Consider the following 15997-nt stretch of genomic DNA (forward strand, 5'->3'; position numbering starts at 1 on the left):
TATAATCAAACCAATGCAAAATTCTAATAAATAATGGTTAAAATAAGTATAAATAAATGGATTATTACTTATGGTATTATCATCAATAATGAAATAACCAAAAACAGAAATTAATACCATACTAAGAACAAGAGGCTTGAAGTAATTACTTCTAAATAGATAAATAGATATAATGATTAAAAAATAAAAATACATTTCATAATTTAATGTCCAACCCACTCCTAAAATAGGGTAAATACCAAAACTAAAAGAATCATAATAAGGAATGAAAAATAAACTTTTTAACAACTCAATAATTGATTTCTCTTTATCAAATATAAATATATATGATAAAAACATTACTATAGTAAAAAACCAATAAAGTGGAACAATCCTAATAATCCTATCTTTTAAAAACTTCAAAATCATATTGTTCGAAAAACTATCACCTTTGTTTATTATATAAACCATAATAAAACCGCTTAATATAAAAAATATATCAACGCCAAGGTGCAGCAATTCAAAATGACGGATGTTATAGTCTGAATAGAGCTTTGAGATATAGTATATATGATAAAATACAACTAATATCGCCGCAAAACCTCTCATAACCTGTATACTTATTAACATATATAATATTTCGCTTATTTAAAAAATTTGTTAATGGCAATAATTGGCAATGCGTAAAATATGAGAAGAAAGAATGTCAACCCAAGATTTAAGTAGAAACCTTCTCTAATTGATAACCTTAAAAATATTATCATATATGACACAATAATGAGACACGTATAAATATTTGAATTTTTAATATTTTTATACAACACAGCTGATGTTGCAGTTAAAAGAATTAAAGTTAAAACTAAGACTGAATATCCATAATATATCGAATCCATTAGAAAATTAGACCCAAGCCCATATCCCCTCGAAATATCAGTATAAGCATAGCCTCCAGATAAGGTAACTTGTTGTAATAATAGTTCTCTTAATGGCTGTAGTATACCAAAGAAAGAAGCTGAGAGTAATGATAACAATGTACCATCAGAAGTAAACTTATCATCTAAGATATACATAGGCAGAGTAATATAGGTCTCTCTAAACTCACCTATTGCATTTAAATACCAAGGTACATCTGATATTACATTTGAACTTCTAACTATTCCGACAACCAACATTAAAATAAAAATAGTCAGTATAGGGACAAGAAACATCCGACGTTTAACAATGGCTACACAGATGAATATTGGAATTAATGCAATTGCAGCGGTAGTACGACTTCCTTCAGCCATATCTAGAAATGCAATTAATAAATTAGGAGCAAAGTATATAATTTTCTTAGAGTTGCAATAACATATTGTAGAAATTGATATTAACAGATAAGCTAAATTTTTAATTTTATATGTATCAGTTGTACCAGTATAATCCATTACAAATAAATTATTGGTTAATATCTTATAGGCTAAAACAATTAATAGGTAACTGGTTATTATGCCCCAAAAAAATTTAATCCAACCAGAAATTTCAATTGCTTTTGTTGTATCAAACCTCGGAGCTTTAAAATAAAGTAAAATTGAAAATAATAATGCAGTACACGATACCAGAAAATTAGCATAAACAATACTTGTTGTGGAAATATTCCAACTATAGTAAAAATTTATGTCACTAGAAAAGAAAGCTGGCAAGTTAAAATATAGAAAAAACAATACACCAAGCCAAAAAAATGGATTTATATAGCTATAATATCTATCATTATAAAGTGATCTCAAAATCATAAAGACAAGTATAATTGAAGATATATATAAGGCTGTATTACTTAAATCTAGGACTGAAAGCATAAAATAAACCGTGCAGATAATTTACGAAAAGCCCTAACACAAAAAAGAATATAGAACCTTACGTAATTAAACTCTCCTTTTAATAAATATAAGTCTATCTTGTGACTTTTAAGAAATACATTTAAGATACCTTTAAATTTTTCGGCATGATTTATATTAGATATGGCAACTTGGTTTAATACATTTGCGATTGACTTTATAGATTTCCGACTTGTATTGTTCAAATGAATACGATACCCAGCCACCGATTTTTCGATAAAGCCGAGTTTATTGATCGCTAATAATCTTAAATAAAAATCTCTATCTTCAACCAATAATTTCTCATCGTATAAGCCAATTACATCATACAAGCACTTTTTGCACATAAATGTTGGCCCGACAACACTCCAATTTAGCACTTGTTCATACACAATATTGTGAACTAACCGATTATAATTAGCTCTATACAATTTCTGCATTGCACTCGAATCAACAATATTTGAATCAGAGTCAATTAAAAGTGCATCACCAATAACACCTAATAGGTCTTCGTTATTGACAAGGTAATCTAATCTTGCACTGATACTATCGGATACCAAGATATCATCACTAGCACATATAGTTATAAAATCACCTTTTGCGAGTGTTACCCCCCTATTTAGTGTTTTGCAGACTCCTTGATTTGATTGTGTATATAATTTAAAAATATTTAATTGCTTATCGCTAATATATTCATTTATAACTTTAACAGAATCATCATTAGAACCATCATCAATAATTATTACTTCTATATTTTTATACGATTGTTCGAAAATTGAATCTAAACATTCGACAATATATTGTTGATGGTTATAAACAGGAACGATAACACTAACTAGGGGATTTTTCATAATTTGATATACAAGCCAGAAGGTGAGAACGCATAGTTAATTCGTATTGTTCAATTGTAAAATTTTGATATGCATGGTGTTGGGCTTTTACACAATTTAATTCTAATTCTTCAATTGACTGATTATTTAATTTATTAAGTAATTTTATGATTGATGTATATTCTAGATTTTCCAATAAGAAGCCGAAATCGTGTACATCAATACCACATTCTTTAGAAACCAATGGGATCATTTTTCCACGCCCCATAGCAGTTAACACTGCTGTAGCAATACCTTCAGAACTTGATGAAAGTAAAACATAACCGACATTACTGGCTAATTCTTTGAATGTATCTGATTCTATGGATATAAAACCGTGTACAACAACATTAGGGGGTAAATCGAGAGAATTGATAAAATTATGTTCTTCTAATGTTTTCCCACATACGTGAAGTGTCCAATCAGGCATATGTCTAAAGGCTTCTATCGCAGTATCAAGTCCCTTGTGTAACAACCCATAACTACCAAACCATAAGACACTTCTCATAGCTCTATGAGTCTTATTAATTTGACTCATAGAAGCTTCGGCATGAAATGTTGGATTTATTAAATAAATATTATCAACACCATTATCTACAAATGTCTTTTTAGTCACCTCATTACCAATACATATTACTGAATTCGATAAACTTGCAGCTATTCCCCAACGATAATCCTGTAATCGTAAGGACTCTGATGCAAGGTAATTACTTGACTTATAATAATTTACTAATTTACTTAAAGAAGCAGAACTGCATTGCCAAGGATGTGACCCAGTTGCATAGTATATAATGTTTGCATCTAAATTTAGCGTTACAGCTTGGTATAAGGGAAGCCCCTCTCCAAAAACAATATCATAACTATATAAATCAAGGCGACAAACTTTATCATTGTCAACCACATCAACATTGTACCCTAGTTCATCAAATATTTTTGCAATAATATAAGATTCGCTATAATTAGAATGCCCCAAATAATTCTTATTTTTAAAATGATAAGTACTATAACTAAATAGTACTTTTTTATCATGATGAGCAGAAAAAATATTTATTTTTGGTCGATTAAATAATAGTTCATAGAGCGACTTTAAAATTTTATTTTTCTTTACCAAAATCTTGATTTTATTAATCACAGTTTAAAACCATTAATAACATTAATTATCAGACTAACATCGTTTTCACTCATCACAGGAGAAATAGGTAAAGATAAAACTTGCTCGTGAATTTCTTCAGTAATAGGTAAAGACAAATTATGATATTGTGAATAACAATCTTGTTTATGAGCAGGAATTGGATAATGAATTAAAGTCGAAATACCATTATTCGTTAAATACTGACTTAACTCTTCTCTATATTGAGTTTTTATAACAAAAAGGTGCCATACATGTTGTTCTTCATGTTCGATTTTTGGCAACTCTAATAAATTATTATTTATTTCTTTTAAGTATCTTTTTGCAATCGCACGACGATTATGAATTTCACCATCTAAATAATTTAGTTTTACAGCTAACATAGCTGCCTGAATTTCATCTAATCTAGAATTATAACCTACATATAAGTTTTTATATTTCTCGTGAGAACCATAGTTTCTTAAAGCAAGTAATGTTGAATAAAGTTCGCTGCAATCAGTAGTAATAGCTCCCGCGTCACCTAAAGCACCTAGATTCTTACCAGGATAAAAGCTGAAACCAGATGCGTTACCCCAGCTTCCCGCTTTTTTAGCGTTTAAACTTGCTCCGTGTGCTTGAGCTGAATCTTCTAATACTAATAAATCATTTTCTTTCGCAAATTCAGTAATAGAATCCATTGGACAAATTTGTCCATAAAGATGTACTGCAAGTATTACTTTCGTTTTGGATGATAAATAATCTTTTAAATTAAAGACATCAAGATTAAATGAATTCTTATTAGGTTCAACAAAAACTGGAATTAAATTATTTTGAGTTATCGCTAATATAGATGCAATATAAGTATTAGCAGGAACTAAAACTTCATCGCCATCCTTTAGTAATCCCATTAATTTCCATGCATTAAGAGTTAAAATTAATGCGTCTAAACCATTTGCAACACCAACACAATGTTTCACACCACAGTATTCTGCAAATGATTTCTCAAATATCTCTAATTCTTTTCCTGTAATGTACCACCCAGAATCAATAACACGAGCGCAGGCATTTTTTAGTTCTTCTTGATATTGAGCATTAATTTCTTTTAAATCTAAAAATGGAATCATCTCTTAATTCTCTAAATATTTAATTACTTTAGCAGGATTACCAACAACAACAGCGTATGCAGGAACATCATGAATAACTACTGCTCCAGCACCGACCATTGCATACTCACCTATTGTTATGCCTGGTAATATTGTTGCATTCGCACCAATAGACGCATTATTCATAATATTGGTTTTCAAAAAACAATCTGGATATACTTTTGATCGCGGTCTCATATCATTCGTGAATGTCGCATTGGGGCCAATAAAAACATCATTCCCAATATTAATTCCGCTCCAAATATATACACCTGATTTAACTGTAACCCTATTACCAATACACACATCACCTTCAATTAATGTATGCGCACAAATATTACAATCGTTACCAATTTTTGCGCCTGAAAGGATTACTGAAAATTGCCAAATATTAGTGTTTTCACCTATATCATCAGACATACAATCAGCTAATTTATGAATCATAGTGAACCTACGTATTTGATAAAGTCATCATAGTTTCTAATGTAATCATTCTCGTCATAATGTTCACTTGCTAAAACCATTATCACACAATCATCTGAGAAATCATGCATTTCACGCCAAAGAAAAGATTCAATTAATAAACCTTTACTTGGATCGTTTAAAACAATACTTTCTTGAGATAGTCCATCATCGACAATGAACTTACAACTACCTCTAACAACAACAACCAGTTGTTTTAATTCTTTATGAGCATGGAATCCTCTAGAAACGCTTGATTTAGTGTCAAATAAGTAATATACCCTTTTTATTTCAAAAGAAATATTTTTATATGATTCTATTGATACTAATGAACCACGTTCATCACCAAGCACTTGTAAATCAACAGTCTTAATTAAACTCATCTTATTTTGCTCGCATTGAAGAAGTTAAATATCTATAAAACTTGGGAGAAATAAAACAAATCAGAAATCTAATTGCATTTTTTACATTTAACAATAAATAAGTATATTCTCGCAATAATGTTAATGCTTTTCCTCTATTCCCTAATTTTAAATTTGCAATAACAGTTCGTTGCAAACTAAACTCCATAATTTTTTTTATTGATCTATATTCATCAGATTTAATATTTCTATTATCTTGTAAAAAATTACTTAAATAGACAACATAATCATTAATATCTAAATCAACATAACTGTTGGTAATTGAAGTTTGAATTTCATCTCTATAAGTTGCAATAATCTGGCTGTTGTAAATAAAATCAGTAATTTCATTTATCTTAAACCACAGAAGTTGATCTTCACCACTTCTAACATTTTCTTCAAAAAATAAATTATTAGAGAGTAAAAATTCTCTATTAATTATTATTGATGAACTGCAAAAGAAATTTCCTGTGGCCCAACGTTTATAAAAATTATTTACTCGAATTATAGATGATTTGGTTAGCTTAGTATTATTATGTTGCGAGGTTTTGTCATAACTAAAACAGTAAACATCTTCATTTGGTAATGATTTATAACTATCATTAAATATTAATAAAGCATTTGATTTAATTATATCATCCGCATCAAATAAAAAGATATAATCAGCTGATGATTTTAAAATTCCAAAGTTACGTGCTGACGATGGCCCACCATTGTTTTTCTTAAAATAATGAATTTTATCACTCTTAATGCTATTTACAAGTTCAGCACTTTTATCTGTAGAGCCATCATCAATAACGATTATATCTGTTTCAATCCCATCAACAGTATCCATACTCAATAAAGATGTTAAAGTCTGATGTATGTAATCCTCTTTATTGTAAAGAGGAATTATTATACTTATCTTCATTATATTAATGACTTTAATATTTTTGCAGCTGAATAAGATCTTTCCTTAATTTCAGATATTGTTGACGCTAGAATATCTTTTGCCTGTTTATCTGAACTATAAAGCATAGAAATTTTGTTAATTGCATATTCAGCATTCATATCTTGAGGTTCAATACAAAAATCGTTATAAAGTTTACCGAATATATCTTTATTTATACCTTTTGCTTTCATTGAATATGAAAATGAAATTGTTGGTATTTCACTAGATAAAGCTGCAATTGTCGCATGAGTACGAGAACCTGCAAATATTTTCAATTTAGATATGATATATTTTAACTCAGCAGCAGAATAGTTATCACCTAATAATGATAATTTATCAGAATTGATTTCATTATGAATTTTTCTTAAAAACTCATTATCACTTGAATGAGATGAAATTACATGAGGAATGAGTATAACGTCTGCTTTTGTTTTATCTAAAACACCTTTGACGATATTTACACATAATTCCTGCCATTTTTCCATATCCCCATTAGTAATATATTTAGCCATTAACGGACTAAAATTTAATCCTATTGATGATGATTTAACAATACTATCAATATCTTCAACTACTTTTGGTACCATACAAAAAGCAGGATCAGCGACATAATAAACATTATCTTTAACACCTATGGACTTCAGGTATTTTACTGATTCAGATTCACGACAGAATATCCCTGTGATTTTTTTAAGCTTTTCAGCGATCACTTTCTCATAATCTGGATTAGCTGAAAATGGACCAATTGAAGCTCCCCAAATAAATGTTGGTTTACCATGAGATAAAGAATACTCATCAAAATCTGTAAATAATTTTGGTATACCGTAATCTAATGAATAATTATCACCACCAATAGAGAGCACTGCATCAAACGAATCAATATTAGATGAAATTGGTTCATGAAAATATTTAGTTTTAGACAACTTAGATAGTAACTCTTTAAAGTTATAATATGCCCAAGTCAAATCACGAGATTTAAATCTATTTACTTTATAATGCTTTACTAGCTCCAAATCTTTATCTTTCTTCTTTTGTATATTAAAGTCTTCATCAGAGTTGAAATAGCTAATAACTGTATATTCTGGATTATGTAATTCTTTATCTAGGATCTCTTTAGTACCTCTAAAAATTGCCTCACAACCTCTATTTGTATACGAACCATTTCCTACTAGTAAAACTTTTTTCATATTAATCTCTTAAATCAATGAATATTGATAATTTCATTTAAGTCTTTACGGGTTGACAAAGCATAAGACGCATTATCATTTGGATAACCAAAAGCAATAAACATTACTACCGATTCATTTTCTTCAAAGTACGGTAACTTATGAAGTTTTAAGTCAGCGGTTACAGTTGCAGACCAATTAAGTGCACAGGACGCAACTCCTAATGAATGAAGACTATATATAAAAGACATAGAAAACATTCCACCATCAACATATTGCTGATATCTCTCTATTGGTGCATAAAAGCTATTTAAATTTGATGTCACAACGGCTAAATAAGGTACTTTATCACCAAATCCTGTATTTCCGTTTTGTAATGCTAATAACTCTTTAAGCTTATCACCTTCAAAAATATGAATTTTCCAATGTTGCCTATTACAAACAGATGGGGTCTTAATGCTTGTTCTCACAGCTTTTTCTATTAATTTACTAGAAACTTTTTTATCTAGATTATAATCTCTACAGCTAAAACGAGATTCACACATATCGATAAAGTTTACATTTTCATGATCTAACAAAGCAAATGATCTATTATCTACCTTATTTTCTAAATCAATGAAATCATTTTTATCAATAGTTGAAACCAATTCATTATAAAAATCAGGTAGACTTCCCCATTGCTCTAAATGATAAGATTTATAAAGTTCAAGCGCAGATAGTGCAAAATAGTAATATTTATCCTTACCTGCAATATTTTGATGAACATGAATATTTCCAATTAATCTTTCAAGAACAGCTCGACCAAAATTACGTCTTGGATTTGGTAAAGTTAAAGCCTTTTCTATTCGATGACAATCTTGTAACAACCAAGCTGATGATTGATCAGAATTCTTTAATTTACCTAACTTACCATAATGTTTTTTGAATCTAAGATAATCATAAAAGAAATTAATTTCCATTTCAAAATAATAGATTACCTTCCTAATTATATTCTTCACTTTTTAATTTTCCTAACAACATATCGAATAACACAGTATATAGTTGAAAAAACAAGCCCTAACATCGTAAATAAAATAACGACTAAACTTCTTTTAGGTGAAAATTTTTCTTCTGGAATGTATGCTTTATCAATAGTTTTAAATGCGTATTCTTGGCGAACATTAGCAAACATTATTGTTTTTGCTGCTTGTTCCATTAACTGATATAACACAGTTCTAATATCTGCTATGTTAGTTTTAGCTAATTGTTGCTCTAAAAACTGCGTACCTCTTGTAGCCTCAGCAACATCACGCTGTTTCATTGTCTGATTTATATCTTCAACTAACCAGGTTACCCATTGAGCTGCTAAATTAGGTGATATGTTCTCAATAGCAACCGTTACCATCCCATTATTTTTATTAGTACTCACTGTAAAATTCTTCATAAAAACTTTGTAAGCTTCTTGTTGTGAAGGCTCTGCTTTAAATGGGGCTTTAACTTTTCTTACCCATTTTTGTTCCTTAGCATTATACAATTCAGAATCATAACTAATGACATTTGAATCTTGATTCCAATTTTTAGCTGCCATTAATTCTGGGAGAATCTGATGTTTCTCGATAAAAGTCCCAATAAACTCTCGAGACTTCATTACTGCTATCGCTTCTTGAGTTTTATCATTGCTTCCCGCCCCCAAATTGATACCGGCCATTGAAGCTAAACCTCCAAACTGTCCAGCTAATGATGCTAATGCTCCATTTTGCTGCTGTGACTCTGCAGGTGCTAATAACGCATGCGACTTATAAATATTGGGTAGTGAGAGTGAATAAAAAACAGCCCCGACTGCAAATATAAAAGTAATAGCAAGAATTATCCACTTCCCTTGCCAAATTACGCTGAATAACTCACGCAAATCAATCGCATTTTCATGTTTTGGATACTCAAAATTTGAATCTTGATAATGTTGTGGAGTATTTGAATTCATTTAAGATATTTTTCTTTTAGTTAACGTCATATCGATGACAAACAATTCAGCTTACTTATTTCAAATAAAAACTATTCTTCTAACGTTATAAGTAAACACTCATAATTAAGCCCAACATGGGTTGGGCTTAATTTATCTAGACTAAAATCAAATCTATAAGTTATTAATCGTTGCCAATGCAACGGCACTGTTATAAATAATTTGTGTTACCTGAGTCCACCAAGTCATATTATCTTTATACTCAGTATTAAGCGGTACAATGATAGTATCACCAGGTGATAGCTGTTCTGCATTACTAAACCAGAATGAATGAGATGGCATTTCAACTGAGCCGTTAGCTTTAATAATATAAGTTCTATCATCATCAGCACGGATACGTGGACCACCTGACATAGTCAAGTATTGTTCAACCGTTAAACCCGTTTTAAAGCGATGGAATGCAGGATGTTGCACTTCACCCATTACAGCGATTGTTTGCTTGGTTGATGGCACATATAACACATCGTTATCTTCAAGCTGCAAATCAGCTTGTTTAACACCCATTGCCAGTGCGGGTAAATCAACAACTAAACGCCCCACGGCTTTCATATTACCTAAATCATTTAGCATTAACTGTGCATCGGCATAGTTAACCACTTGACCATCTTTTGAAATACCGCGGGTAGCAATATCACGGCGCATTTGGTCTGCTAGATTTTTAATTTCAATCTGTTCTTGTTCTTTAATTGACTCGCGCACAAATACCGCTGCCGGCAAATATGCATACTTTGTATAACCACCAGCGCGGGCAATAATGTCTTTTAACGTTTCACCGCGGCGAATGTTATAGATACCCGGGAACTTCACCTCACCACGAACTTCTACTGTTTTATTCTCTTGCCAATCAGGCGTAGTCATCACAGTTAAAATATCGCGACCATGCAAGCTCATATTATCACTTGCGCTATTCTGCATTGCTTGGGTTAAATCAACGTTGAAGTGTTTTGTATCTGAATTACCCTGTTTAACGATAGTACGGGTTAATTCTGCTCTTGCAGTATAAGCGCCCTCTTTTAATCCACCAGCCGCTTGAACTAAATCGCTAATTTTACCGCCTACAGCTAAAGGATAAATACCAGGGTGACGAACTTTACCTGTAACAGCAACAATACTAACGGCTTTGCCTGCACGGCCTTGGTTATTAAGTTTAACAATAATTGGGTACAGTAACTCATTGCGATTCATCACGCCTGAAACACGAATTAAATCATTATCATTGAATAGATTAACTAGCATTTTATTAACAACACCTTTAATTAAGGTTTGTTTTGCTGTGTTATTATCTTTGCCACCTGCAATTGCAATGCCGGCAAGGCTTGTTAATGGTTTTAATTGCTGCGTTTGTAGCTGACTAAAACCTGCCTCAAATAAGTCACTGCCTACTAGGCTGTCATCATTTGCAGTTTGCTTTGCTGCATTGCCTTGTTGCGTTTGAATTTGCTGACTTGGGTCGGCTAATGAAGCATTAAGCTCTTTATTAAGCTCAGTCACTTTTTCAACGCGATTTTTAACAATTTTGTTTAACTCATAGCGATTTTGTAATTCATCACTAAAGTTAAAAATAATCACCTTATCGTGCGGTTTAAGCACAATATCATTCACAAGATCTTTGTTCTTAATCGCTTTACCAGGTGCAAATTGTAGCACCTCAATATCACCAAACTCGTTAATTTCACGAACTACTAAGCCATAATCAAGGTCTGCAGACTGTGCTAAATCACCCCATAATGACGGCAATAAGTCACTGATCTTCTCACCATTAAACCACTGATATTTACCAGGACGAACAACGGCACCAACTAAGGTAATCGCATTTTCAAACTGATTAGATGATGATTTGATATGAACAAAATCACCAGCATGAGCTAATTGTTGCTTACCATTTTTAGCGGTAAGGTCTAAATTAATTACAGTTTTTAATCCTGAGCGATTAAAACGTTCAATTTGGCTAGACTTAGGATAAGCCCCCGCTTTTAATCCTGCTGCCATCGCGATAACATCAGCCATGTCATCGCCTTTTTTAAGTTCATAAATAGCGGGGCGACGTACTTCACCATCAACACTCACTTGTGCACCGACTGATGGAATGAATACCACATCACCTGACTGCAAGCGAATATCACCTTTAGCGTCACCGTGCATCAATAGGTCATATAAATCTAAACGACCCACTAATTTGCCGTTACGTTTTACTTGAATATTACGTAACGAACCAATGTCATTAATACCGCCAGCCACAAATAATGCTTGAGTGACAGTTGATAGGCTTGAAACGGTATATGATCCCGGCTTATATGCATCACCCGCAACAAAGATACGGATTGAACGTAACTCACCCAACGTGATATTCGATTGAACACCAATCATCTGCTGTGAAATTTGTGTAGACAAACTTTTGCGTAACTCAGCAAAACTTAATCCAGCCACACTAATAGGACCTAAGTTAGGAAATTGAATCGTGCCATCACGATTCACCATTAGGTTATATTCTTGGCTGTCTTTACCGTATAACTGCACTTTAATGTTATCGCCAGGGCCAATAATATATTCACTTGGCACGGGTACATCAGTAACGGGTGCGAAGGTACTTGGCTCACCGGCAAACAAATCATAACCATAGGGTTTTAATGCTTGCTTTGCACTATCTTCAGCAAAGTCCAAGTTCTTTTGTTGTTGAACTTGTAAGTTTTGCTCAAGCGTATTAGCACGAGGATTGACAATTTGAGGATTATTTAACTGTTGAGATTGGTTATTAGATTGCCCTGTAAATTGAGCAGGATCGATACCATATTGCTGTGCTAAACGCATCTGCTCAGACTTAGGTAAGTTTTTGAACTGCTCAATCATTTGCGGCGAAGGCGTAATTGCATACGCTTGAGCACTAATGAGTACCATTACACTCATAGCCGCAATAATTAGTTTTTGGACTTTATGTAACACCAGTTATCTCCACCGTAAATAAACATCTAAATAATATTAATTGAATGATTGCAGTTACCGTTTTTAACGACGCACTGAAATTTTATGTATAAAACTCAAAGTTGTGAGCTTTATTTTTGATTAGGTAAGTAATAAATTTTTTCGCAGAATAGAGCCGTTCAGTCCCAATCCAATATTAGCCTTTTTGGTTCACATGGTTCTGCGTGGCTGGGACCATCTTAATAAACCAAGGCCCTTCGGCTTCGCTAACGAAGTGAAACTTTTCACTCTGCAGCCTTTCAGGCACGCTACCGTCCGCGTGGCGGGGACCATCTTTACAAACCAAGGCCCCTTCGGCTTCGCTAGTGGAGTGAAACTTTTCACTCCACTGCCTTTCAGGCACGCTACCGCCCATGGATTATGGCTTCCAACGTGCCCCACTAACCGACTTTTAATTTGAATTACATTTTAAGAAGGAAATATTTAATCTGCTTTTTAAAATAAAACTCTCTTTAAATACTTGTTTTTAATTAACAGCAGCGCATTATACACCATTGCGTAGCAAATTAAGGCTCAAAAAAAACACAACTAACTCATTCACGATCACAATTTCAAAAAACGAATCAAACTGTATCAATTACTAATTTATCTGGATTAAAATTAGTGATTGAAAAATACGAACCTAACGTACTAAATTCAATTTAATGACTCTTATTAAGCACCGTTATTGGGACTTCTATAGATTGCTCTCTACCCATTAACGATAGTAAAATATGGCAGCGTTTCGTCCCTGATTTTTGTTGGTATATTCCTTCAAGCGCCGCAAACGGTCCCTCTTTAATTGAAACTTTATCACCAGTTGCAAAAGTATGCTGTTCATCTGCAGGCACTACGCTTTCGAGCATAGCTTGGCATGCACGTTGTTCCTGTACTTTAATGGTTTCAATCAATTTGGAAGATAGTGGTCGCATTCGCTCACAGCAACCCACAATAGATGCAACCCCGCGAGTACTGTGAATACTGCGGACACTGACTTGCTCAGGGTGAAAAAAGATAAACAGATAATTGGGGAATAAAGGCGCAGTAGAGTACGAGTCGCCTTTTTTTAACTTAATGCTAGGTAAATAAGTCTCTATTTGCTGCATCTCTAAATTCATTTTAGCCCGAAATTCACTCTTAGGCTTACAATGCACCAAATACCAACCTTTCATCGAACACTCTCTAGCAAACACATATCCATATTAGGACTACTATACCAAACCTAAACGCCCTTTTTAATCCTAATCAGCAAAAAAAGTTAGGTGCATATTTCAGTATAAATATGCACCAACACTGATTTGTTAATGTTATTTTATGCTAAAGATCCCCGCCTTTAGATTGACTTTTGTTTGCTTTCAAGGGTATATAGAATGAGCTTTATTTCTAAGATATCGCCAAATTAAAACAAAAACACAACATAGATAATAATAGCGGCATTTATACAGTAATGAATAAGCATCAACTTAATCACAATTTTGAACATGCTCGCTAACTATAACAATGAAATTTTCAGACCTAGGTCTGTTTGCAATCACAAGCTAAGGTGGACGATTTAATGAGCGCTGTAAAACCTCAAGGAACCTTCCTCGGACATCCGAAAGGGCTGTTCCTACTCTTCACAACTGAACTCTGGGAAAGATTCAGCTATTATGCAATGCGTGCCATTTTGGTACTGTATTTGGTTGACCAAGTACACAATCAAGGTGGCGGCGGTTTAGGTTGGACCCAAGCTGATGCGCTTTCACTTTATGGTACATTCACTGCATTAGTTTATTTAACACCACTTATTGGTGGCTGGTTAGCGGATAATCTTTTAGGCCAACGTAAATCCATTTACATTGGTGGCGCCATGATGGCGATTGGTCAGTTCTTACTTGCAGCACCGCATGAATGGGTACCAGGTTCTGCGACCCAAATGTTCTATTTAGGCTTAGGCGTACTTATTTTAGGTAACGGTCTATTCAAGCCAAACATCTCAACTATGGTGGGTGACTTATATGAAGAAGGTGATCACCGCCGTGATGGTGCATTTACTATTTTCTATATGGGTATCAACCTAGGTGCTGCGTTATCAGGCTTTATTGTAGCGTGGGCATATACTAACTTTGGATATACTGACGTTATTGGTGGCAAAGAAGTCTTTATTAACAACTGGCAAGCAGGCTTCTTCTGTGCTGGTGTTGGTATGGTTATTTCATTAATAATTCAATTCCTATTTGCCCAAAAACTGCTTGGTGATATTGGTACTGTTCCAGCGGCTAAACTTGAAAAACAAAAAGCAGAAGCATCTGGCCAAGTTCGTAAAGAGCCATTAACTAAGATTGAACGTGACCGTATTAAAGTGATTATGGTTATGGGTCTATTTACCATTATTTTCTGGGCAGGCTTCGAACAAGCAGGTGGTTTAATGAACCTGTTTACTAACGAGTTTACCGATCGTTATATTGGTTCATGGGAAGTACCAACAACTTATTTCCAATCACTAAACGCAATTTTCATCGTATTGTTTGCACCAGTTATTGCCTCAATCTGGATCCGTTTAGGTTCTAAAGAGCCAAACTCTCCAGTTAAATTTGCATTAGGTTTAATCCTACTTGGTATTGGTTTCCTATTTATGATTGGTGCCGTAATGCAAATGGGTGGTGATCCTAGTGCTAAATCAAGCATGTGGTGGTTGGTAGGTGCATACTTCTTCCATACCATGGGTGAATTATGTTTATCACCAATTGGTCTTTCAATGGTGACTAAACTTGCTCCGCTACGTATTGCGTCTCTTATGATGGGTGCTTGGTTCCTATTTATTGCAGCTGCAAACAAAGTAGCAGGTGTTGTGGGTTCATTTATCGGCCATGGTGGTGGTAAAGAAGAACAACTTGCAAATGCAATGTCAATCTTCGCCGGTATTGCAATTACAGCAGCGATTTCAGGTGTTATTTTGTACTTTATGGCAGACAAGCTTGTAGATTGGATGCATGGTGCAGAATCTAAAGCACATACTGAAGATGAAGTGTTAATGGAAGAGATTGCAGTAACGGCAGAACACGAAGCAATCAGCAAAAACTCTCACTAATTACTCAACCTAATAATAGAAAAAGCACCGCGAATTTGCGGTGCTTTTTATTATTCGTTAAT

At 33.3% G+C, this 15997-nt stretch carries 14 protein-coding genes; 1 reads left to right on the forward strand and 13 read right to left on the reverse strand.

Features of this window, described 5'->3' with window-relative positions; all coding sequences use genetic code 11:
• From JCM15074_RS24205 to rfaH, 13 genes are all read right to left on the reverse strand, one after another.
• Positions 1-609: acyltransferase family protein (locus JCM15074_RS24205; RefSeq protein WP_148300794.1), on the reverse strand; the 609-nt coding region annotated here is incomplete at its 3' end.
• A 14-nt stretch (positions 610-623) separates the two neighbouring features.
• Positions 624-1811: a hypothetical protein gene (locus tag JCM15074_RS13145; protein WP_025821611.1), complete on the reverse strand. Its 1188-nt coding sequence runs from the start codon at positions 1809-1811 to the stop codon at positions 624-626.
• Positions 1796-2680, reverse strand: a complete 885-nt coding sequence (locus JCM15074_RS22160; protein ID WP_025821612.1) for a glycosyltransferase — start codon at positions 2678-2680, stop codon at positions 1796-1798. The genes JCM15074_RS13145 and JCM15074_RS22160 overlap by 16 nt, the downstream gene beginning before the upstream one ends.
• The gene (locus JCM15074_RS13155) at positions 2661-3830 is read right to left on the reverse strand and encodes a glycosyltransferase (RefSeq protein WP_025821613.1); all 1170 of its coding nucleotides are present in this window, start codon (positions 3828-3830) and stop codon (positions 2661-2663) included. The genes JCM15074_RS22160 and JCM15074_RS13155 overlap by 20 nt, the downstream gene beginning before the upstream one ends.
• Positions 3827-4930, reverse strand: coding sequence for a DegT/DnrJ/EryC1/StrS family aminotransferase (locus JCM15074_RS13160; protein ID WP_025821614.1), 1104 nt, complete (start codon positions 4928-4930; stop codon positions 3827-3829). Before JCM15074_RS13160 ends, JCM15074_RS13155 begins: the two co-directional genes overlap by 4 nt.
• Before the next feature lie 3 nt (positions 4931-4933).
• Complete coding sequence (locus JCM15074_RS13165) at positions 4934-5368, reverse strand: acyltransferase (protein ID WP_234400230.1); 435 nt, start codon at positions 5366-5368, stop codon at positions 4934-4936.
• A 20-nt stretch (positions 5369-5388) separates the two neighbouring features.
• Positions 5389-5793 (reverse strand): sugar 3,4-ketoisomerase, encoded by a 405-nt coding sequence (locus JCM15074_RS13170; protein WP_025821616.1) that lies wholly within the window; start codon positions 5791-5793, stop codon positions 5389-5391.
• Between the two features lies 1 nt (position 5794).
• Positions 5795-6721 carry a glycosyltransferase family 2 protein gene (locus JCM15074_RS13175; protein ID WP_084267008.1) on the reverse strand — a complete coding sequence of 309 codons (927 nt, stop codon included), beginning with the start codon at positions 6719-6721 and terminating at the stop codon, positions 5795-5797.
• Positions 6721-7929, reverse strand: a complete 1209-nt coding sequence (locus JCM15074_RS13180) for a polysaccharide pyruvyl transferase family protein (RefSeq protein ID WP_025821618.1) — start codon at positions 7927-7929, stop codon at positions 6721-6723. Before JCM15074_RS13180 ends, JCM15074_RS13175 begins: the two co-directional genes overlap by 1 nt.
• Positions 7930-7943: 14 nt before the next feature.
• Positions 7944-8906 (reverse strand): nitroreductase family protein, encoded by a 963-nt coding sequence (locus JCM15074_RS23675; protein ID WP_148300795.1) that lies wholly within the window; start codon positions 8904-8906, stop codon positions 7944-7946.
• Positions 8903-9868 carry a Wzz/FepE/Etk N-terminal domain-containing protein gene (locus JCM15074_RS13190; RefSeq protein ID WP_025821620.1) on the reverse strand — a complete coding sequence of 322 codons (966 nt, stop codon included), beginning with the start codon at positions 9866-9868 and terminating at the stop codon, positions 8903-8905. The genes JCM15074_RS23675 and JCM15074_RS13190 overlap by 4 nt, the downstream gene beginning before the upstream one ends.
• Before the next feature lie 153 nt (positions 9869-10021).
• Entirely contained in the window at positions 10022-12847 is a 2826-nt protein-coding gene (locus JCM15074_RS13195; protein WP_025821621.1) for an SLBB domain-containing protein, read from the reverse strand.
• 680 nt (positions 12848-13527) lie between these two features.
• A complete protein-coding gene (gene rfaH, locus JCM15074_RS13205) occupies positions 13528-14037 on the reverse strand; it encodes a transcription/translation regulatory transformer protein RfaH (RefSeq protein ID WP_025821623.1) in 510 nt (169 codons plus the stop codon).
• Between the two features lie 383 nt (positions 14038-14420).
• Between rfaH and JCM15074_RS13210 the strand changes: the two genes are divergently transcribed.
• A complete protein-coding gene (locus JCM15074_RS13210) occupies positions 14421-15935 on the forward strand; it encodes a peptide MFS transporter (RefSeq protein ID WP_025821624.1) in 1515 nt (504 codons plus the stop codon).
• Positions 15936-15997: the final 62 nt, after the last annotated feature.

Origin of the sequence: Shewanella marina JCM 15074 (assembly GCF_000614975.1) — a bacterium.
Lineage (GTDB): Bacteria > Pseudomonadota > Gammaproteobacteria > Enterobacterales > Shewanellaceae > Shewanella > Shewanella marina.

Bases quoted from the DNA above. Each gene is read 5' to 3' on its own strand.
- JCM15074_RS22160 (WP_025821612.1), bottom strand. From the start codon at position 2,680: ATGAAAAATCCCCTAGTTAGTGTTATCGTTCCTGTTTATAACCATCAA.
- JCM15074_RS13180 (WP_025821618.1), bottom strand. From the start codon at position 7,929: ATGAAAAAAGTTTTACTAGTAGGAAATGGTTCGTATACAAATAGAGGT.
- JCM15074_RS13160 (WP_025821614.1), bottom strand. From the start codon at position 4,930: ATGATTCCATTTTTAGATTTAAAAGAAATTAATGCTCAATATCAAGAA.
- JCM15074_RS13210 (WP_025821624.1), top strand. From the start codon at position 14,421: ATGAGCGCTGTAAAACCTCAAGGAACCTTCCTCGGACATCCGAAAGGG.
- JCM15074_RS13165 (WP_234400230.1), bottom strand. From the start codon at position 5,368: ATGTCTGATGATATAGGTGAAAACACTAATATTTGGCAATTTTCAGTA.
- JCM15074_RS13170 (WP_025821616.1), bottom strand. From the start codon at position 5,793: ATGAGTTTAATTAAGACTGTTGATTTACAAGTGCTTGGTGATGAACGT.
- rfaH (WP_025821623.1), bottom strand. From the start codon at position 14,037: ATGAAAGGTTGGTATTTGGTGCATTGTAAGCCTAAGAGTGAATTTCGG.
- JCM15074_RS13145 (WP_025821611.1), bottom strand. From the start codon at position 1,811: ATGCTTTCAGTCCTAGATTTAAGTAATACAGCCTTATATATATCTTCA.
- JCM15074_RS13175 (WP_084267008.1), bottom strand. From the start codon at position 6,721: ATGAAGATAAGTATAATAATTCCTCTTTACAATAAAGAGGATTACATA.
- JCM15074_RS13190 (WP_025821620.1), bottom strand. From the start codon at position 9,868: ATGAATTCAAATACTCCACAACATTATCAAGATTCAAATTTTGAGTAT.